Source organism: Pseudomonas fluorescens, from assembly GCF_002022275.1.
GTDB lineage: Bacteria > Pseudomonadota > Gammaproteobacteria > Pseudomonadales > Pseudomonadaceae > Aquipseudomonas > Aquipseudomonas fluorescens_AJ.
This window is the reverse complement of the sequence record NZ_MSDF01000052.1, coordinates 72,580-92,258: the sequence shown is the minus strand read 5'-3', so window position 1 is coordinate 92,258 and position 19,679 is coordinate 72,580. Positions and strand designations below refer to the sequence as shown.

At 56.0% G+C, this 19,679-nt stretch carries 16 protein-coding genes; 3 read left to right on the top strand and 13 right to left on the bottom strand.

Going from position 1 to position 19,679, the window contains the following annotated elements; all coding sequences use genetic code 11:
• Positions 1-7 precede the first annotated feature (7 nt).
• Together BFW87_RS25520 and BFW87_RS25515 are read right to left on the bottom strand one after the other, a co-directional pair.
• The gene (locus BFW87_RS25520; RefSeq protein ID WP_078742475.1) at positions 8-946 is read right to left on the bottom strand and encodes an AraC family transcriptional regulator; all 939 of its coding nucleotides are present in this window, start codon (positions 944-946) and stop codon (positions 8-10) included.
• A gap of 16 nt (positions 947-962) precedes the next feature.
• Positions 963-1,805, bottom strand: a complete 843-nt coding sequence (locus tag BFW87_RS25515) for an oxidoreductase (RefSeq protein ID WP_078742474.1) — start codon at positions 1,803-1,805, stop codon at positions 963-965.
• A 78-nt stretch (positions 1,806-1,883) separates the two neighbouring features.
• On the opposite strand from BFW87_RS25515, the gene valS reads away from it, so the two are divergent.
• The 3 genes from valS (at position 1,884) to BFW87_RS25500 (ending at position 7,208) form a co-directional block, all read left to right on the top strand.
• Positions 1,884-4,571 carry a valine--tRNA ligase gene (valS, locus tag BFW87_RS25510; protein ID WP_254865948.1) on the top strand — a complete coding sequence of 896 codons (2,688 nt, stop codon included), beginning with the start codon at positions 1,884-1,886 and terminating at the stop codon, positions 4,569-4,571.
• Between the two features lie 272 nt (positions 4,572-4,843).
• Positions 4,844-5,434, top strand: coding sequence for a class I SAM-dependent methyltransferase (locus BFW87_RS25505; protein WP_078742472.1), 591 nt, complete (start codon positions 4,844-4,846; stop codon positions 5,432-5,434).
• Between the two features lie 601 nt (positions 5,435-6,035).
• Entirely contained in the window at positions 6,036-7,208 is a 1,173-nt protein-coding gene (locus BFW87_RS25500; RefSeq protein ID WP_078742471.1) for an alpha/beta hydrolase, read from the top strand.
• Here the strand turns inward: BFW87_RS25500 and BFW87_RS25495 are convergent.
• From BFW87_RS25495 to BFW87_RS25450, 11 genes are all read right to left on the bottom strand, one after another.
• Positions 7,147-8,523: a sensor histidine kinase gene (locus BFW87_RS25495; protein WP_078742470.1), complete on the bottom strand. Its 1,377-nt coding sequence runs from the start codon at positions 8,521-8,523 to the stop codon at positions 7,147-7,149. The two genes, BFW87_RS25500 and BFW87_RS25495, sit on opposite strands and share 62 nt — an antisense overlap.
• A complete protein-coding gene (locus BFW87_RS25490) occupies positions 8,520-9,185 on the bottom strand; it encodes a response regulator transcription factor (protein ID WP_078742469.1) in 666 nt (221 codons plus the stop codon). The genes BFW87_RS25495 and BFW87_RS25490 overlap by 4 nt, the downstream gene beginning before the upstream one ends.
• 126 nt (positions 9,186-9,311) lie before the next feature.
• A complete protein-coding gene (gene tauD, locus BFW87_RS25485) occupies positions 9,312-10,145 on the bottom strand; it encodes a taurine dioxygenase (protein WP_078742468.1) in 834 nt (277 codons plus the stop codon).
• A gap of 2 nt (positions 10,146-10,147) precedes the next feature.
• Positions 10,148-11,134 (bottom strand): taurine ABC transporter substrate-binding protein, encoded by a 987-nt coding sequence (gene tauA, locus BFW87_RS25480; protein ID WP_078742467.1) that lies wholly within the window; start codon positions 11,132-11,134, stop codon positions 10,148-10,150.
• An 823-nt stretch (positions 11,135-11,957) separates the two neighbouring features.
• A complete protein-coding gene (locus BFW87_RS32065; protein ID WP_176159824.1) occupies positions 11,958-12,128 on the bottom strand; it encodes a hypothetical protein in 171 nt (56 codons plus the stop codon).
• A gap of 353 nt (positions 12,129-12,481) precedes the next feature.
• Positions 12,482-13,414: a cupin gene (locus BFW87_RS25475; RefSeq protein ID WP_078742466.1), complete on the bottom strand. Its 933-nt coding sequence runs from the start codon at positions 13,412-13,414 to the stop codon at positions 12,482-12,484.
• 147 nt (positions 13,415-13,561) lie between these two features.
• Positions 13,562-13,885 carry a hypothetical protein gene (locus tag BFW87_RS25470; protein ID WP_078742465.1) on the bottom strand — a complete coding sequence of 108 codons (324 nt, stop codon included), beginning with the start codon at positions 13,883-13,885 and terminating at the stop codon, positions 13,562-13,564.
• A 540-nt stretch (positions 13,886-14,425) separates the two neighbouring features.
• The gene (locus BFW87_RS25465; protein ID WP_078742464.1) at positions 14,426-14,917 is read right to left on the bottom strand and encodes a CS1 type fimbrial major subunit; all 492 of its coding nucleotides are present in this window, start codon (positions 14,915-14,917) and stop codon (positions 14,426-14,428) included.
• A 69-nt stretch (positions 14,918-14,986) separates the two neighbouring features.
• Positions 14,987-15,733, bottom strand: coding sequence for a pilus assembly protein (locus BFW87_RS25460; RefSeq protein ID WP_078742463.1), 747 nt, complete (start codon positions 15,731-15,733; stop codon positions 14,987-14,989).
• Between the two features lie 43 nt (positions 15,734-15,776).
• Positions 15,777-17,060 (bottom strand): hypothetical protein, encoded by a 1,284-nt coding sequence (locus BFW87_RS25455; RefSeq protein ID WP_078742462.1) that lies wholly within the window; start codon positions 17,058-17,060, stop codon positions 15,777-15,779.
• Positions 17,061-17,095: 35 nt separating this feature from the next.
• On the bottom strand, positions 17,096-19,621 hold the full coding sequence (locus BFW87_RS25450) for a CS1-pili formation C-terminal domain-containing protein (RefSeq protein WP_078742461.1): 2,526 nt from the start codon (positions 19,619-19,621) through the stop codon (positions 17,096-17,098).
• Positions 19,622-19,679 lie beyond the last annotated feature (58 nt).

Genomic DNA, 19,679 nt, shown 5'->3' with positions numbered 1-19,679 from the left:
GTTCAAGTCAGTGCGAAGACACATAAATCGAAGGCTGCACGGGTGCCGGCAGCGAATACGTTGCTTTCATCCATTCGATCTCGGCATGCGGTGTGCGGCCGAAGAAGCGCTTGAATTCCCGACTGAACTGCGACGCGCTTTCATAGCCCACGTTATAAGCCGCCGATGAGGCCGACAGGTCATCGCGCAGCATCAACAATCGTGCCTGATGCAGCCGGGTCGATTTCAGGTACTGCATCGGCGAGGAGTCGGTGACGGTTCGAAAGTGCAGATGAAAGTTGGGCACGCTCATACTCGCCTCTTGAGCGAGACACTCGACGTCCAGCCGCTCCTGGTAACAGCTGTGGATCTTGCGAATGGCGCGAGTCACCTTTCCGAAATGGCCTTGCCTGCTCAGCGCGGCACGCATGGACCCGCCTTGTTCACCTGCGATGATGCGGTAGTAAATTTCGCGCACCAGCGACGGGCCGAGGATCTGCGCCTCGACAGGATGGCTCATCGCTTCGAGGAAGCGCAGTGTCGACTCGCGCAACATCTCATCCATCGGCGAGGAATACATGCCTTTGGGGCGCTCGCTGGTTGGGCCAAACTTTTCGTCAATTTCCAGGATCAGTTCGCCAGCGAGTTTGAAATCCAGACGCATGTAGACCGCCAGCATCGGCTCCTCTGCGCTGGCGTCGGTTTCCATGGTGAAAGGCACCGGTACGGACACCACCAGGTAGTGCTGGGCGTCGTACCTGTAGACCTCGTCACCCAGATAGCCGAGCTTGCGCCCCTGGCACAGGATCACGATGCCCGGCTCGTAGAGCACGGGTGTTCGGTTCAGCGGACGATTGGAGCGCAGGAAGCGTATGTCCTCCAGTGCACTCAGGTTGTAGCCTTCCAGCGGTGCCAACTGTTCCATCAGTTGAACCATGCGCCGGGTTCGCGTTGCAGAATGATTCATATGCCCTCTCACGGTGTTACGACGCTTTACCATCCGTAGAACGTGTCAGTGTTTCCCATTGGTCGATGTCGCGCACGGATTGCGCCAGCTTTTCGCGCACAAAACCTAACGCATCACTGCCGAGCAACAGATGGGCCGGTGGGTTGTCACTGGCAATCAACTGCAACATGGCTTGCGCTGCCTTTTGCGGGTCCCCCAATTGCTGGCCGCTCTTCTTTTCGCGTGCCTTGCGTACCGGATCAAAGCTTTCATCGTAGTCGGCAATGCTGCGCGGCGTACGCTGCATGGACCGGCCCGCCCAATCAGTACGAAATGAGCCAGGCGCCACGGCCGTGACAAAAATATTGAATGGCCTGAGCTCCTTGCTCAGCGTGTCGGAGATGCCTTCGAGCGCGAATTTGCTGCCACAGTAATAGGCGATGCCCGGCATCGTGATGGTGCCTCCCATGGACGTAATATTGATGATGTGCCCGCTGCGGCGCTGACGGAAGTACGGCACGAAGGCCTTGGTCACGGCAACGGCGCCGAATAAGTTGACGTCGAACTGACGACGCATTTCTTCCAGCGGCGACTCCTCGAATATGCCCTCATGGCCATAACCTGCGTTGTTCACCAGAACATCCACCGGGCCGTAAAGGGTCTCCACCTCTGCGACGACGCTGTCGATCCGCTCAAAGTCGGTGACATCAAGGATCACGCCATGGGCACGCTCCGCTGATAACGCTTCGAACGCTTGCAGGGCCGCGTCGTTGCGAACGGTACCGATGACACGGTGGCCGGCTGCCAATGCCTCGGTCGCAAGGGCTTTGCCGAAGCCGCTGCTGATGCCGGTAATAAACAGGGTTTTGTGGTTGCTCATGGAAAATCCTCTCGGTGGGTGCGTACGGAATTGTAGGCAAGCAACCACTCCCGACCTATGCCGGATCATCTATGAGGCTTGCCTATTTCTATTCGCTGCGCGGATGAGGACTATCGGGTATCGGGAGAATCAAAGGTTTACTTTTCAAAGGCGATTTATTATAACTTTCGCTTCGGCGCATCCCAATTGGTGCGCCCTTTGATGTCAACAGGAGGATGCTATGTCACCGTTAAACGTGATGAATTTCTAAACGATCAACCCGCCACCCCCACACTCGACACTATCGAAGCACGTTGGTCCCTGCAGTGGCAGCGCGAAGGCACGTACGCCTTTGACCGCACCGCCGAACGCGACACCGTGTTCTCTATCGATACCCCTCCGCCGACGGCCTCAGGTTCGTTGCATGTTGGCCATGTCTTCAGCTACACCCACACCGATATCATCGCCCGATTCCAGCGCATGCGAGGAAAGGCCGTGTTCTATCCCATCGGATGGGACGATAACGGCTTGCCTACCGAACGCCGGGTCGAGAACTTCTATGGCGTACGGTGCGACGCGCTGACGGCTTACCAGCCTGATTTCAAACCCTCTGAGCCAATTCCATCAAAGCGAGCTGACTTTACCGTCATCAGCAGACGCAACTTCATCGAGTTGTGCCATGAACTGACGGCCATTGACGAGCAAGCTTTCCGTGCGATGTTCGTACAACTGGGCCTGTCGGTTGACTGGAGCCTCACCTACGCAACGATTGATGAACGCTCCCAACGCGCCAGCCAGCGCGCGTTGCTGCGTAATTACCAGCGTGGCGAACTCTATAGCCAGGAGGCGCCCTGCCTGTGGGATGTCACGTTCCAGACAGCTGTGGCTCAGGCCGAGCTTGAAGAGCGCGAGATCGCCGGCGCGTATCACACGCTGCGCTTTGACTCGCCCGACGGTGCGGCACTGATGGTTGCCACAACCCGTCCTGAGCTGCTGATGGCGTGCGTGGCGCTGGTGGCTCACCCGGACGACGCGCGCTATCAGTCATTGTTTGGGCAAACCGTGCGCTCGCCGATTTTTGACGCGCACGTACCTGTGTTGGCCCACCCATTGGGGGACCCCGACAAAGGCACCGGCTTGGCGATGGTGTGCACCTTTGGCGATTTGACCGATGTCATTTGGTGGCGAGAGTTGCAGTTGCCAACGCGGTCAGTACTGGGAAAAGACGGACGCCTGTTGCCTGAGACGCCCTCCTGGTTAACCACGCCGAGCAGCCAAGAAGCCTATGCGGCCCTGGGCGGCCGGAACTTGTCCCAGGCGCGGACGCAACTTGTGTCGATGCTGCGCGAGTGCGGTGCGATGCAAGGTGAGCCACGGCCGATTCAACACGCGGTAAAGTTTTTCGAGAAAGGTGACCGGCCTTTGGAAATTCTCGCCACGCGCCAATGGTACTTGCGCAATGGCGGACGCGAGCCGGATCTGCGGGCGTCGTTGCTTGCCGCTGGCCAGACGCTGGACTGGCATCCGCCACACATGCTGCGGCGTTACGAACATTGGGTCGGCGGTTTGAATGGTGATTGGCTCATCAGCCGTCAGCGCACGTTCGGTGTGCCCATACCGTTTTGGTATCGCCTGGACGCAGAGGGCGAAACGGACTACAGCGCGCCGATTATTGCCTGCGAAGACAGCCTGCCAGTGGACCCGAGCCTGGATACTCCGCTAGGGTATCGTCCCGAGCAACGTGGTCAACCGAATGGTTTTGTCGGTGAACAAGACATCATGGACACCTGGGCCACCAGCTCCCTGACGCCTCAGATTGCCGGCGGTTGGGGCGACAACGATGCGTTGTTCGCCAACATCTACCCCATGGATCTCAGGCCCCAGGGGCACGACATCATCCGTACCTGGCTGTTCTCGACAATGGTACGCAGCCAGTTTGAGCACGGCTGTGCGCCATGGCGCACGGTCGCGCTGTCCGGATGGATCCTTGACCCTGACCGTAAGAAAATGTCCAAGTCCAAAGGCAACGTGGTAACCCCCCAAGCCTTGCTCGATCAGTATGGAAGTGACGGCGTGCGCTACTGGGCAGCCTCGGCGCGGCTTGGCAGTGACACCGCCTTTGAAGAACAACAGATGAAAATCGGCCGCCGCCTGGCCGTCAAGCTGTTCAATCTATCAAGGTTGGTTCAAGCCTTTGCCAGGGATGACATCGAGGACATCAACCAGCCGCTGGATCAGGCCATGCTTAAACGCTTGGGCGCAGTGGTTCGGGACGCTACCTCTGCGCTGGAACAGTACGACTACAGCGTGGCATTGGCGCGTATTGAAGGGTTCTTCTGGTGGTTTTGCGATGACTACGTTGAATTGGTCAAGCGCCGCGCCTATCGACCAGAAGGCCATTCGGCGCGTAATGCGTTGGCCCATGCGCTGAACGTGCAGCAGCGACTGTTTGCGCCGTTTATGCCCTTTGTATGTGAAGAAGTCTGGCAGCCCTGGCAGTGCGGGTCCGTGCACACCGCATCCTGGCCGAACGAAGAGGCGTCGCCTGATGCGTCCGTCGAACGCTTATTGATGAGCGTCAGCACCCTGCTGTCTGCGATTCGCAAAGCGAAATCTGACGCACGCCAATCCATGAAGGCGCCCGTAGCACGGGTTGAGTGGATTGACACCGCCGCGCAGCTCGAAATGATGAAAGGCGTTCGCCACGACCTGATCGAAGCCGGTCAGGTCGAGGCGTTGGTCTTCATGGAGGGCACAGAGCCGAAGGTCGAAGTATGGCTGACGTGATGTAGCGCTGAGGGTGAGTCAACTTGCGGGGCGATCAGGGAGATCGCTTCGCGGGGTGGCACGGTACTCAGCGCTTGCGCCAGCGAGCACTCGCGCAACACCCACTTCCCACGCGCCCGTCCCGGCGTGTAACAGGCCAAAACCGTCTAATAAATTTTTAACGTTTGTTCGCCATAGTGCGCCCTGAAACTTCTCTTCAGGAATCACTGTATGGGCGCGCAGAACGTTTCTCCTGCTTTTTTCACAACCTCGATCAATGCAGGGAGCAAACGATGAGCAATACAAAGTTGCTTTATAAACGGGAAAGCGACCTGTTACGTGCACTGTCCAATTTCTGGGACCGTTTAATCGCTCGCAGGGCTCTTTTCCTGGCTGACGAGCCCACCACAGTGCTGGACTCGCCTTGCGGTGACGGTCGATTCTGGCCATTACTGGCAGAAAAACGCGACCGAAAGATAATTGCCACCGATAAGTCAGCCACGATGTTGGTTTCGGCCTGGAATGCCAACCCTTCCAGGGTGGTCGAACGAGTGCGTCTGCACGCCCCATCGTTCGCCATGGGCCTTGCGGATGAATCGGTGGACTGTATTTTCTCGATGCGTCCGTTTCAGGGCCTTGTTGACGCTTCTGCTCGCCTGGATTTACTGCGAGAGTTTCATCGAATCACCCGTGATTGTTTGATTATCTCAGTTGACGTTAAGGGCGACCCTTCTTCAGGGGCAAACGGCGACCCCGGGCATGCGAGGATAGAGTCGGAGTTTCGACTGGCGGGGTTCACCCTGCAACACTATATCGTCAGGCTGCCGCCGTTCGATTTGTGCAGAACCTATATTTTAAGAAAGTACCAAACAGTCTCGTTTTAATCGCGTGAACAACAAGCGGGGCAATCCTGCCAGCCGAACAGCGTTGGCACGGCAGGCCTTGCGCGATTATGTGGAGGACGTAAAGGCCAGTGGCTTTGTGGCTCGTTCACTGCAACACCACGGGATAGAAGGTGCGCAGGTAGCACCTGGGGCATAGGTCTGGCAACCCGCTTTCGGGGTAAGTCGGCGAGCAGAACCCACCGCCTTGCTTCAATACGCTGCCTGAAATCGCGCGATGCATCTCGCCCATGGACAGGATACGAGCGGTGACGCCAATGCCGATTGATAGCGCGCTTAATAACCAAACAACCCCCCTAAAAATTTCTTAAATATTGTCCGCCATAGTTTGCTCTGTGATTTCCCTACAGGAATAACTGCGTTGGCGTACAGGTTATGCATTGGCGGCGTTGCTTCAGGAGTGTCAACCCGACAACAGGTCCCACAGGCACGAACCGCGCGCCCAGCCAGGCCCAGGGGCTTCAGGTTTACGCAACGATGCCCTCACCGCGCAATTAATGACCCATCGGGTTTTGGAGGCGACGCCTGCTTTGCCCATTTATCGTTTTTAACCCCTCATCTATTGGATCACTCAGGAATACAGATGAAACTTCTCTACGCCCTCATGGCCGTCAGCCTCGCTGGATGTGCCCGTCCACCGGCGCAGATTGTCCAACCGGCGCCAGCCAGCTTCGCCGACTACCGCCAACAAACCCTCACACACATTGAGCGCGACCGAAACTTCCTGAACAGCGACCACACCCTGGAGCTGAACTGGAATGTTCCCCGTGAGTGGATTCCCGAGCAGCCGAATGCGCGCGGTGTTTTGCTGGTGCATGGCCTTGGCGATTCGCCCGGCTCATTTCTTGACGTTGCCAAACAATTGGCCAGTGAAGGCTACCGCGTACGTACCGTGTTACTGCCGGGCCACGGCACCAAGCCCGCTGACATGCTTGAGGCAAGCCTCGATGATTGGCGCCGCACGGTGGAACAACAGGTGGCGCTGCTGAGCAAAGAAGTCGATTTCGTTTATCTGGGCGGTTTTTCGACAGGTGCAAACCTGGTAGTGGATTACGCGATGGACGATCAGTCGATCGCGGGTTTGTTGCTGTTTTCGCCCGCCTTCAAGTCGAATCTCTTTATCGACTGGATGACGCCGTGGCTGGCTACCGTCAAGCCCTGGCTGCGGCAACCGACAGGCACGACGCCCCAACAGACACCCATGCGCTACCAGAATGTGCCGACCTATGGGTTCGCCCAGTACTACCTCAGCAGTACGGCGGTACGCAGCAAGTTGGCCTCACGTGAATTCCTTCGTCCTGTGCTGGTAGTCAGCGCCGCCCATGATTCGGTGGTGGACGTGGCGTTTGTACGGGATACCTTTAACCGTCGCTTTCCCAACCCCGCGTCGCGAATGATCTGGTATGGCGACCTTGCCAAAGAGTTGCAAAGCCCGCGCATGTTGGTACGCAGCGATCGGTTACCCGCCGAAAAAATCAGCCAGTTTTCCCATATGGGCGTGCTGTTCTCCCCTGATAATCCGCAATACGGTCGCCAAGGCAGCGAGCGTCTGTGCAATAACGGTCAGAGCGAGACGGCCTACCAGAAATGCCAGTCCGGTGACCCTGTCTGGTATTCGGAGTGGGGTTATCGCGAGCTGGGCAGAGTGCACGCCAGGCTCACGTATAACCCCTATTTCGCTTGGCAATCGCAGATCATGACCCAGGTGCTGGAGGCTGGGATTGCGCAACAATCGCAGGCGGAAACAACACGGTAATCGTCAGCCCTCTGCCGTCTTGCCCCTCGCCGGTCTGGATCCGGGCCTTATGCCCTTGGGCGATGCTCTTGACCAGCGAGAGGCCAATGCCACTGCCCCGCCCGCCATTACCGGAGACCCGGTGAAAGCGGTCGAAGATGATCTCACGCTCCACTATCGGCACACCCGGCCCGTTGTCGGCTACCTGCAAATACACCTCCTGTGCCGAAAATCCGCAGCTGATTTTTACGCTGTCGCCCGGCGCGGTATACCGCAACGCATTGTCAATCAGGTTGCGTAGCAAGATGCCGATCTCATCGATGTCGCAGTCGATCAGGCACGGCTCGGTGCACAGTTGCATCGTGCGTTGCTGCTGCACCGCCTGGACTGCAAATTCATCGGCCACATAGCCGATCAATTTGCTCAGGTCAGCCTGGACGCGGTGCAGCCCAAGGTTGGACGCATCCAGCCGCGCAAGATCAAGCAACTGCTCGGATAACCGCGTGCTACGGGCTGCCACAGCCTGCAGCTTGAGCAGCGTGGCGTCCTTCTCGGCCAGGGTGGTGGCACGCAACGCGATCTGCGCATGCGCCTGCAAGGCTGCCAATGGCGTACGCAACTCATGGGCGGCGTTGCCGATAAATCGCCGCTCGCCTTCGAGCGCCTGGTCTAGCTGGCCCAGCAAATGGTTAAAGGCCTCAACCAGCGGCTGCAACTCACGGGGTAAAGCGACCACCGGCAATGGCGTGAGATCGAGGCGGTGGCGCTCACGCAATGCCTTTTCAATTTCGAATACCGGCAGTAACGCGCGCGCCAATACCTGCCACATAAATAAACCCAGCAGCGTCAGCAACGTGGTGATGATGATCAGCGCCGAAAATGTTTTACGGCGGATTTCGGCGTCGATCACGCTGTGCAAATTGCCGACCTGGACAAATATATGCCCCGTGCTATCGGAAATCGAATAGACCCGCCAGCGTTGCCCCGCCACCTGGGGGCTGGAAAAGCCATCCTGGAAATCCGCTCGCAGCGCACTCGCCGGTGCTCCCGGTGCCCGCACGACTAAATGATCCCGGCCGGCCCAGACCTGGAAGGTCAAATCGCCGGTGTCGGCCAATTCGCTATCGCGCAGTCGCAAGCCGGGGCCCGTCAATTGGGAAATGCCGTCGCCCTGCGGGATGGAGAGCAGCAGCTTGGTGGCGATGGTCTGCAACTTGCTGTCCCAGCTGCTGCGGGAGGTCAGTTGTGTATAGAGAAACAGGCCCAGCGTCAGCGCCCAGCAAATACCGATGGTCAGACAGAGGACGCGCATCATGCGTCGGCGCAAAGAACTCATCCTTTGGAGCCAGCGATCATATAACCCTGACCATGCACCGTCGTAATGACCTCGTCGCCCAACTTGCGGCGCAATTGATGAATGTAAACAGCAATGGTGTTGCTTTCGACATGGCTGGAGTGACCGTATACCAGCGCTTGCAAGTGGTCGCGGGCGACCACGTGCCCCGGTCGCTCCCACAGCGCCAGCAGCGTGCGATACTCGTTGGCACTCAACGCCACGCGCTCGCCCGCACGCGTCACCACATTTCGACTGCGGTCCACTTCGATATCACCCAACGTCAGGCGGGAGATCACCCGCCCTTCACTGCGTCGACTGACCGCCCTCAAGCGCGCCCAAAGCTCATCGAACTGGAAAGGTTTGACCAGGTAATCGTCCGCACCCGCGTCCAGGCCGATGATGCGTTCACTGAGCTGGCCGCGAGCGGTCAATATCACCACAGGTGTCGGATCATGTTGCCCACGCAGGGTTTTGAGCACGGTTAGCCCGGACTCTCCCGGAAGGCCGAGGTCAAGTAACACTGCGTTATAAGTGTGCTCAACCAGCGCCAGCTTGGCCCGGGAAGCATCTATGACATGGTCGACACTCCAGGCGTTTTGCCGGGCTCCATCGCAAATGGCTTCTGCCAGCATTGCATCGTCTTCGACCAACAATAAATACACGGGTAGCCTCATTGAGCGTGACAAACGCTCGCACTCTAAACAGGCGCTTTTAAGAATGTATTAAGCGTAGTTTGAGTGCGAGCCGGTCGTTCTATTCAACACACTGGCCAGCTTAACGCGCAACGGCTAAAAAGGTACGTCACCCAGAATAGTCGCGCGGTGCATGATACGTCGCTGCGGGCGGTAGTCATCAATCGCGTAATGCTGGGTAATGCGATTATCCCAGAACGCTACATCATTGGCTTTCCATTGCCAGCGCACCTTAAATTCAGGGCGACTCACATGGCTGAACAGGAACCTCAGCAGCGTATCGCTCTCTGCCGCCTCCAGCTCATTGATCCGCGTCGTAAAACCTTCATTCACAAACAACGCCTTGCGCCCTGTAGCCGGATGGGTCCTGACCACAGGATGTGACAGCGGTGGATGATCCCTCCTGGCTTTTTCGTAGCGCTCCAGCGCCTGCGGTGTGTTGCCAAAGCGTGAAGTGGGAAATGATTTGGTTAGCTCATGAGTGGCTGTCAGGCCGTCGAGCAGGCTTCTGAGCGGCGCAGACAATGCGTCGAACGCAGCCACACCATTGGCCCACAATGTATCGCCGCCGAAGTCAGGCACTTGCCGGGCGGCCAGCACAGACCCCATTGCCGGCGCCGCGAGAAACGTGACGTCGGTATGCCAGATCGCGTTATCGCGCACATCGGTGACAGCAGTGTCGATCAGCAGCAACTCCGGGTGCAGATCGACATGGGGGTAAATGGGATGTCGATGCAAATCGCCGAAACACGCAGCAAACGCTACGTGTTCTGCGGCGGTGATGGACTGGTTACGAAAGAACAGCACCTGATGCTGGAGCAGCGCGTGCTCCACCCAGTGGCGTTGCTGCTCGCTCAGAGGCTGGGACATATCCAGCCCCTCTACCTCGGCGCCAATCGCAGGGCCGAGGGGACGAAGACTCAGGTTCATGATCACTGCCCGATAAACTTGTCGCTGACAAAGGCTGAGTAATCCGGCAGAACCTTTTCGATTTTCCCCTGATCTTTCAGAAACTCGGCGGTCTTGGCAATTTCCCGGGCGGTGCCGCCTGCCAGGTATTGAGCGCTCTTTTGTTCAGCGGCGGTCGGATAGGAGGAGCCGTTGAGCAATTCCGGAATATCCGCAGCGTTTGCACCGGTCAGCCTGGCGATGCTCTTCACCGGCGCAGAGTCTGCCGTCCATTCGTTCTTGTGCGCCGCATAATCAGCAATCGCCGCCAGGCTGACCTTGGCGAAGTCAGCCACCACCTTCGGGTTCTTTTCCGCGAAATCCTTGCGCGCTACCCACACCTCAAAGGTCGGTGCACCCCAGTTTGAAACCTCGCCGGCATCCGTGAGGATGGTGCCAGTCTTGCGGATCTCGCCCAGCGCGGGCGACCAGGTAAATGCACCGTCGATGTCGCCGCGACTCCAGGCAGCGGTAATCTGCGCCGGCGTCAGGTTCACGATATTGACCTTGCGCGGGTCCAGGTTCCAATGCTTCAGAGCGCCCAGCAGGCTGTAATGGGACGTCGACACAAACGGCACCGCAATGGTTTTTCCGATCAGGTCGGCAGGGGTCTTGATACCACTGCCATCGCGCACCACCAATGCCTCGGAACTGCGGATCTGTGCACTGACAATGAACGCCACGAGCGGCATGTTTCGCGACGCCGCAGCAGCCAGCGGGCTCGAGCCAAGGTTACCGATCTGGACATCACCGGAGGCCATCGCCGCCAAGACAGCCGGGCCGGCATCGAACCTGCGCCAATCGATTTTCTGGCCAATCCCCTTTTCATAGTCGCCATCGGCAATGGCGCGTTTGATAGGGTCAATACCGCTGATATAGCCGATGGTCAATTCAGCGCTATGGGCGCTTAACGAGAGTACAGCGAGGCCCACGGCCGAGAGGAGGTTCCGGGCCAGCTTGAGCGTTTTCATGTGTATGGATTCCTGAGTGTATAAGGCCTGAGCAGCGTGGTTTTCGGCGCATTGAGGGGACAACTCGGTTAGATGATATTGATCTATAAAGACAGGAATAAATAATTTAATGGAATTAGCTTAGACAATGATCAACGCGTGGCTTGCGTGCGATCCAGGCAGCCTTCGATTTGTATGTGCAGGGGCGGTGAAGGCGTCTTAATAACTCACCAATCCTTTTAAGACATTCTTAAATATTGTCCGCCATAGTTCGCTCTGGTCCATCCTGAAACGTCCGCCTTTAAACGAAGCCGACGTAGAAACCCGCGGCCTGTGGGATGCGGCACAGAGAGGTTATTGTATGAATATCCAACTTGTTTTCTCTTATGTTTTATTCATTATCATGCTGATGGGCTTGTGTTTCTTTGCAGTGTTTGTATTCCCTCTAGTGGTTATTGCCAGGAAATTTGTGCGACGCACATAAAATGTGCGCTATAGATCCAGGCCTCTTCTACCTGGATCCCCCTGTTAGCCAGACTATCCAGCACAGCATCAGTAAATCATTCATCACATTCATTAAGCGTACCCAGTGGTATAGACTTTCCCCGCCACTAACGTTTGCCGGTGCCTGATCAATTCTTCGGCCGTCACAAAAACGAAGCCTTTTGCAGAAAGATCCCGGATGGCCATTTCTGTAGCCTCTACCGAGCGCAGAGACGTATCGTGCATAAAGACATTATCCCCATCCTGTGCCCCTGAAGTAATGCGCTCACTGATGTTGGCCGCTGTAGAAAGAAAGCGTGAATCACTGGGGTTTTTGTTCCAGAGAATAATGGCAAGGCCGTTAGCACGTTGTAAATGCCATATAACGTTTCAGTACATCCAGGAGCGCAGGTAGCGCAATGTATTTACGCTCGGCACTGCTGGCGCCGCTTAGAGTGGATTGCTCTTGTGAGTAGACCTGTGCGCTGAACAATAACAGCGCGCCAACAGCAAAACGATCAATCAATTTCATGCTCTAACTTCCTCGCCCTGATAACGCCCTATCATTGCGTGGAACTTTCGGGAGCTGTCAAACAATCGACAAGCAAATAAGTTACAGATTATCACTGAACTAGTGCGTAACCGAATTCAACTTAATCAATGGTTAAACTTTTTAATATGCTCTTAAAAATATGCCATTAAAGTTTGCCTCAATTCCTGATCGGATCGACATCCCCACAAGTAATGACGACCAAAGCAACACGCTTTACATGATCAACAATCACGGCTCGCGGGTGAAGTCGCCAGTGCCAGGGAAGAGGCCGAAAAAACCCTCGACAAGCCTTCCTGACACACAACAGATCCGACACCCGGCGGCTACATGGCTCAACTGAACCGAATATCCAACGACCGCAGATAAGTTTGCAGCCCTGCATCCTGGATCGGAATCAGGAACGCCTCCGTATCTGACTCATTGAAGTGCGCGTGCCAATACCCCGGAGGCGTCACAAAGGCCAGGCCAGGCGACCAGTCAACCCGCACCGGGTTGCGTATCTGCCCATCGGCTTCGAGCTCCGTGCCCACCAGCGAGTAACAACCCACCGGGCAGTCGATGATGAAGTCCAGCGCGATCGACTGATGCCGATGAGGCTTTTGCACCGAGCCCGCGGGCAAAATTCCGTACATCGCCCACAGCACATGCGTCACCGTGCGCGTTTGTGGAAAGTTGCGATTGCCAAGCAGGATGCTGATGCGACTGCGGTCCTGCGCACGGGGATCATCGGCGGCCTCACGCAGCTTTGCGTTGGCCAACGCCGCGGGATACAGCGTGGGCGCGAAGCGATCCGCGCTGGCTGTCACGCCCAGATAACGCAACAGCGGCTCATCGTGCACATAGTAGAAACGCGCATCCTGGGTGGCACTGAACTGCGCAGCCTGCAAACCCGGCAGTGCGATAAAGCAGCCGGTGGACCATTCAATCGCATGCTCACCCTGGATCACTCTGCCCTCCCCGGCGATCACGTAAAACACTTGTGAGGTCGCGTTGGGTTGCAAGGTGAGCGTGTCGCCACGGTTAAGCCGGATGAAATTCGCACACAGCCCGGGCCCTGTCGCCGGCCCTTCACAGCCCAGTGCGTCGCTGAGGTCCAGCGCTACGATGCGCGAGGGGCCACTGTCATACAGCGACGCGGGAAAGCTGTGATAGGGAATGCGCGGGATCAGATTGGCACTGATGGGGTTGGCCGCTTTGCTGTACTCGAAGTACTCGGCGTCTGCCTGGTTGACGTCGAGCAATGCAGGCTTGAATTCATGGGTCATCAGGTTCACCTCAGTCTTGTGCTGTGTCCCGCGGCGTCCTGAAACCGCCTGCGGTGGTGAACCCACTATAGCCAGTACCCGTTATGGGATTAAACCCTTGCCCTGCACAGCAGTTTTGCCGAACAGGGAATAGTCGTCACTGCGCGCTTATCCTCCAAACGGCGCGCTTTTAATCGGCTCTCCCTTTTTCGCACAGGAGGGTGGGTTCGACATACCGAACGTCAGGATGTTGCCGCCGTTGATAATGCAGTTGAACTGCTTGTTATCGCCTGTTTTCAACAAGACGTAGGTGTTTGTGCCTTCGGTTCGCCGGTTGACGATCGTCAGATCGGATGGGGTATAGCCCAATGCGCCAGCGCTTTGGGATTTGACGTCATCATCACTCAACATGTTGGTTTTGCCTGCGAGTGCATTACAGCCACTCAGCAGGGCCAGCATGGTGACTGCTACAGAGAATTGGCGCAGCGACATTTCACTCATCCTTTTGCGATTAGAGAAACTCCAATGGTAAATTGTTGCAAAAGATATCGAAAAAAAAGGCTTGTCTCTGCGTCTCAACTATTTGTCTCTGCGTCTCAAAAAACGAAGTTCCCTAAAGACAGCGTTTGTCAGCAAAGTCCTGATGGCCACGACCGGGGTAACATTTTTGCGCCTTGGTCTGGCGTTCTATGACCCATCGCCCTTCCAGGTAGGCCATTGAAAACACTGTTCTTTGTGCAGAAATGGAATCGTCCAGTAAACCGCTTTCTTCGACAGTTATAACGGCCGCTGTCGGAAACTCCCCACCGCTGACATGCTGCGTGATAAGCAAGTCTCGAACCCCATTGCGAAAACTGTGGTTCATTGCATCCAGTGCAACCCTGAGAGGAGAGTCAGGGTGAGGTAGCGCTTCAGGCTGTGGATTGAGTTGCTGACACCCTGACAGCAAAGACATCACGCCCAGCACAGCAATACTTGCTCTGATTTTACCCGTCAAAGGGCGAGTCGATTTAATGCCGCGGATTACTCCTATCACAATGGAGCCACCGCATTGAACAGCATATTGACACTGCCGTAGTACTGACCTGGTCGATACCCATTGGCTGGTTTCACCGGCATTATTTCCAGCATGACCCTGCTGCCAAGGCGCGCGTCAGCGGCTGACACGGCTTCGCGGTCACCCACTTCACTCAAAGTGACATCATTGAACGTAACGGCTAACGCAATCTCCTGGCCCGCAATGCCATTGGACAGGACAGGTTTAGCGAGCAACGACGCAGTAATCGCTCCGCTGTTATTTCGCACGTCGAATTCTTTGCGCAAACTGGCCAACGTCGAACTGATAGGGTCCCACTTAAGGTATTGACTGTTCTGAATCCAGTCGATTTCCACCGGCACCACGTAAAATATCGGTTTGGGAATATCCAGGAAAACGTCAAACTCACGTACTTCTCTAGCCGCGTGCGCAGACGAGCCCATCAGCATAAAAACTGCAATAGATAACCACACAGCTCTATCTACCATATCGTACCTCTTATCTATCATCAATCGCGTGGCAGAAATGTCGAGATGACCTCTGATACCCACCACTGGTTAACGAGTCACCACATCAACATTTTTGGTGCTGGTGCCTTCTACCAGTTTGAATCGATATTCTCGGCCGGGCTCCTTGCCAAACGAATGAGTTCGACCTGCCAGGATGTGATGTTTGCTGGTGGGTTTACAGTCGGCTTCTTTGTTAATGGCGCAATCCTGAAACTCATCTACCACCACCACGCTATTACCGTTGTTGTACAGCGTGTACTTATCTGCAGTGTTGGTGACCTGGGTATCAAAGCGCGTGTCTTTTGGACGGACAAAGAAAATGGTGCCATAACCTGCCATGACGCTGATGCCCGCCGACAAGTTCTTCTTGTAGCTGTCACGTTCTTCAGCGGAAATAGCAAACTGGTCTTCTTTTTCCGGTACCACGGGAACAAAACGGACGCGAAAGTAGCGCTCTTTGTCGCGACTGCCGATGAACAGCAACCGTGTGCCCTGTGTGCCGCCGGCGGGCACAATCAGCCGAGCCGGGCTGGCCATCAAACCATTACGTACCAGGGTTGCACTGTCCGTGGCGACCGGGATTTCGGTGGACGCGCCATTCGCGTCGTAGACAATTTCCAAAATATTGATTTTGACGAAGGCCGTGCTGTCACCATTGTTGAATACCCGTTTAAGGTAGGTGCTCTTGTCGCCCTCCAGGTAGTCGTAAATCACACCTACGTTAATACTCGGACCGGCATGGGCAGTGGCAGCAAACAATACGGAGGCAGCCCATAAAAAAATTGAAAATCGCATCACATTAACTCTCATTTAAAATAGATAACTGTACACAGCAAGATTAAATATCGGCGTCCCAAATAACCGTGATTTTACCGTAGTAACGGGAGGGGCCATCGTTCTTCAGTACTTGGTCTATGCCCTCCTTGGGCACTTCAAAGTGCAAGATGGCGGGAGATCTATCGACGTAATAACTGGGCCTCACTGACAACGCGTTACCCACCGACGCAGCACTGATGCCTTGAATATGATTAAGCCTGCGCCTATTGATACTTGCACCTGAGGTATCGGTGAACCCGTTGGGTAATGTGACGCTGACATTCACCGGCACCGTGCCCGACCCGGTCGAATTAGTCAGGTAACAATCGCTACCGATGGTGCCCTCACACTCGACGTACAATTTAAAAGGCGTACTCGAAGAGATGAGAAAAGGTTGATCACGAAACAAGCGGGGCGGTGCCTTGTTCCCATTCATCCAGCGCTGCCACCCGCCTTCCGGTACCAGCTCAACGGTGTTTCCGCCTGGGGGAATTTCGACTTTAAGGGCATGGGTAACTTTAAGTGTGAAGTCCAGTGAAATAACACTGTCGTTGGGCACCATTTTATTAAAGTCAAAGTCCTTATTTTCCCCGACGCTGTAAATCAAACTTCCTGTGTACGTGCCCGACTGCATCGCCAATGGGTTGGGGGTGCGCAACTCGTAGAGAAAGTCGATATTTTGAAAACTAAAGTCTGGAATATCGACCGCGGCCGTTTTAGTGCACCTGCTTGAATTGGTCACCAGCCAGAAAAAACCGAAGACATTCGGAGTGGCAAAAGAGGAACCTGTAAATCGACAAGGCGCTGGCACGTACACCCAGTCATTGCCTACGGCATTCCCCGTCCCCCAAAGCCGACTGTGACTCGCTTGAATGCCTTGGTCCGCACCACCCGCGATAGTCGCCGCGCCCGGGTTGATTCGGTAACCCGAACCCACGCCTGTCACTCTGACTTCAACCTCTTGCGGACCTCCAATCGGATGAGTAACGGTAACCTTTTTCCATTCCCAAGGCGCTTTTATATAGACAGGCTCACCTTTGTGGATGAACTTTGATGCAAAATTAACATTCGCCCGGACACTGAAAATATTTCTAGCCGCGCACTGGGCACGGGCTTCTGTGCAATAACCACTGAACGGCGTCAAATTGACAAACTGGTTAACTCGAGCATTACTGGGGTTCGGTATAAATTCCGCAGTAATCGGTACATGGACAGCCCAGGCAGAGGGGCTGGATAACACATAAAAAAGCGCAGACAGGAACACACTCTTCCCGATCAACCTACGCGTCAACATTACAATATTCATCGTTTGGTCCTGTGGTAAGCCGCCTGAGCCACTGCTCAGCCAGCCTTCTCGCTATCGTTCGTGGTCGCTGCCAGCGTCTTCGGATCACACTGGAGATCACCGATCATCAACACGTTGTCCTCTTTGCTCTGGCTCGACGTGTCAATACGGAATTGGCACAACAACTGATCGCCTTGGCGAACTTCCAACGTGGGAGTTCCTGCGTTCATTTCCATGGAAAAGAACCCGTCGGCTTCACTCACACCACGACTCGCGTGATTGATAATGTGATGCCCCTTCAACGGTTCGCCCTGGGTGTTTAGCAAGCGCCCAAGCACTGTTACCGTCTTCATCACACTGATTTTGCGATAGGCCACTGCGCCCTTGTTCAGGTGATAGGCCGCACGCGCCGGCTGGATGCTCGCCGCCGGCACGTCGGTGCCTTCGAAGTCGAAGCTGACGGAGCTGCTCTTGTACGCCGTGATCGGTATGAAGTTACGCCCGCCGCGCAGCACCACGCTGCCGCCGCTGAGGTCATCGGCGCGCAAGACGATGTCGTCAAGGTCGGACTCGACATCGATGATCATTCCCGCCCCAGTGGTTTGCCCATTACGCGTCATAGCCAACTTCTGACCGCCGACCACGACGGTACTGTCGAGGTTCAAGCCGCCGTTCAACGAGCCGTTGTAGGAGGACCGCTGAGCAAAAACATCACCGTTGACGAGGTCGGTTTCAAATTGCGCCAGACCGGACACACCGACGCCATACGTGTCGACGGTGGCTGTCGCAGCGACACTTTGCAGCGCATGGTCACGCAGATCACGGCGATAACCGATCGAGCCATTGTTGTCACGCTCGCCGTCACGCGACGTTCGCGAACCGAGGCTGGCAGACCAGTGCTCGCCGTCGGAGCCCAGTGCCAGGTTTACGCTCAACTCAACGCCACGGTTGCGCTGGTTATCTGTGCTGATACTGCGTGGGCGGTCAAACACCGAAAAGCGCCAATTGGCATCACTGCCCATCAGGCTGGTTTGCTGGTTGAGCCCCACATCGACACCGACACCTTCCATGTTGCCCTGGCTGTGAGAAACCCTGGCATTGATAGATCGCTTGCGGTCAACACGGTGATTGAACGACACCGCGGAGCTGCTGGTTTGGCCGACAAAGTTGTTGCGCTGGCGCAACCGTGTGCCATCCGCTAGCACTTCATAGGTGTTACGCGTATCCAGCCAGCTGCGGTTGTGGCTGAGCGACACACTACCGGCGCCATACACATACTGGGCCTGCAGGTCCACGCCTGTACCGTAGTCCTGGGTCTGGTACAGGTTGACGAAGGTTCGCACCTCGTCAGTCAACGCCCAGTCCACGGTCGTGCCGTACTGCAATTGTTGGCGAATTTGGCGGCCGGACAGCCCGACGACTACGCGAGGATGCAGCAAATAGTTGAAGGCAGCGCCGGCAGTCAATTCCTCGGCGCCCTCCTCTTCTTCCCAGTTGCTCAACAGCTGACTTTCACGACCGGCAAACACGTTGTAGCGCCAGCGCTCGTCGGGGTTGCCCCAGTTGTTCGGTTTGTAGACCAGTTCGCGGCTGGTGGAAGTCACCTGCCCATCTTCAACGATGCGCACTTCCACCTCATAGATACCGCTCGGCAAATTGCGCGTTTCAAGTGTCTGCAGCCCTGCGGCCACAGGTTGGGTATTGACCAACACCCCATTGCGATAGATCTCTACCGACGCCTGACGGTTGGTCGTGACATAAATCGGGTACACGCTGGGTTGCGCGCTGTTGATCGCCAGACTGTCGGAGCTGCCGTACATCACCCCGAGTGTCGTATCCAGGGAATTGCCCAGCAGCCGTGGCTGCAGGCTGACGCCGTCGGAGCTGGGGGTGAAATAACCCAGGCGCACAAAACTGCCCTGCAATTCACGTTGGGAGTAAAGCTCTTGCACGGCGTGATACAGCTGCTCGTCATCCCCCCCCATACGGGCCATCTGGAAGCCAAGTGTTTGCGTCCAGCTACCCAGGCTACCCGTGGCTTCCAGGCCATAACGGCCGCCAAGGGATTGCTCCTGCCCACCATTCAGGTTCAACTGGTTGCGAACGATAAGGCCGCTGCCGCCCTCTTTGGGCTGCTCGTAGTAACGAGGTGCAGTGATGCTGCGCTCAGCATGTTGAGTCACGATCGACAACATGGAGTTTTCGAGGCTGTAGTGCACGGCGAGCAGGTCGTTTGCACAGTTATCTGCACACGCACCCAAATTGACCCCCCGCTTCAGAAAAGCAGTCCAGGTATCAAGCTCGCTCAAGTCGATCTGGCCGTGTGTACCGTGGATCAACTCAATAAGGGTGACTTTATCGTCACGCGACAAGACCACGATGGCCTCGCCCAGAAATTGTTTGTCCAGCTCTACGCGGACAGCCAGAGGCACATCAAAAAAGTGTTCGGCAAAGTCCGAAGGCAGCCCCGCTGCTTGCGCCAGCAGACTCTTTGGCGAACCGGTGTTTGCCTCGGAAGCGGCGTACGCACTAAAGCACAACAACGGCAACAGCGCCGCTGCAATGAGCGTTATAGGGAACATGCTGGAGATACTCTTGCTTTGAAGAAATCCACTTGAAAACAGATCGACCGGACTGGCC

Coding starts and splice junctions, on each gene's coding strand:
- BFW87_RS25450 (WP_078742461.1), bottom strand. CDS start 19,621: ATGTTCCCTATAACGCTCATTGCAGCGGCGCTGTTGCCGTTGTTGTGC.
- tauD (WP_078742468.1), bottom strand. CDS start 10,145: ATGAACCTGAGTCTTCGTCCCCTCGGCCCTGCGATTGGCGCCGAGGTA.
- tauA (WP_078742467.1), bottom strand. CDS start 11,134: ATGAAAACGCTCAAGCTGGCCCGGAACCTCCTCTCGGCCGTGGGCCTC.
- BFW87_RS25455 (WP_078742462.1), bottom strand. CDS start 17,060: ATGAATATTGTAATGTTGACGCGTAGGTTGATCGGGAAGAGTGTGTTC.
- BFW87_RS25505 (WP_078742472.1), top strand. CDS start 4,844: ATGAGCAATACAAAGTTGCTTTATAAACGGGAAAGCGACCTGTTACGT.
- BFW87_RS25465 (WP_078742464.1), bottom strand. CDS start 14,917: ATGGTAGATAGAGCTGTGTGGTTATCTATTGCAGTTTTTATGCTGATG.
- BFW87_RS25520 (WP_078742475.1), bottom strand. CDS start 946: ATGAATCATTCTGCAACGCGAACCCGGCGCATGGTTCAACTGATGGAA.
- BFW87_RS25500 (WP_078742471.1), top strand. CDS start 6,036: ATGAAACTTCTCTACGCCCTCATGGCCGTCAGCCTCGCTGGATGTGCC.
- BFW87_RS25460 (WP_078742463.1), bottom strand. CDS start 15,733: ATGCGATTTTCAATTTTTTTATGGGCTGCCTCCGTATTGTTTGCTGCC.
- BFW87_RS32065 (WP_176159824.1), bottom strand. CDS start 12,128: ATGAAATTGATTGATCGTTTTGCTGTTGGCGCGCTGTTATTGTTCAGC.
- BFW87_RS25495 (WP_078742470.1), bottom strand. CDS start 8,523: ATGAGTTCTTTGCGCCGACGCATGATGCGCGTCCTCTGTCTGACCATC.
- BFW87_RS25470 (WP_078742465.1), bottom strand. CDS start 13,885: ATGTCGCTGCGCCAATTCTCTGTAGCAGTCACCATGCTGGCCCTGCTG.
- BFW87_RS25515 (WP_078742474.1), bottom strand. CDS start 1,805: ATGAGCAACCACAAAACCCTGTTTATTACCGGCATCAGCAGCGGCTTC.
- BFW87_RS25475 (WP_078742466.1), bottom strand. CDS start 13,414: ATGACCCATGAATTCAAGCCTGCATTGCTCGACGTCAACCAGGCAGAC.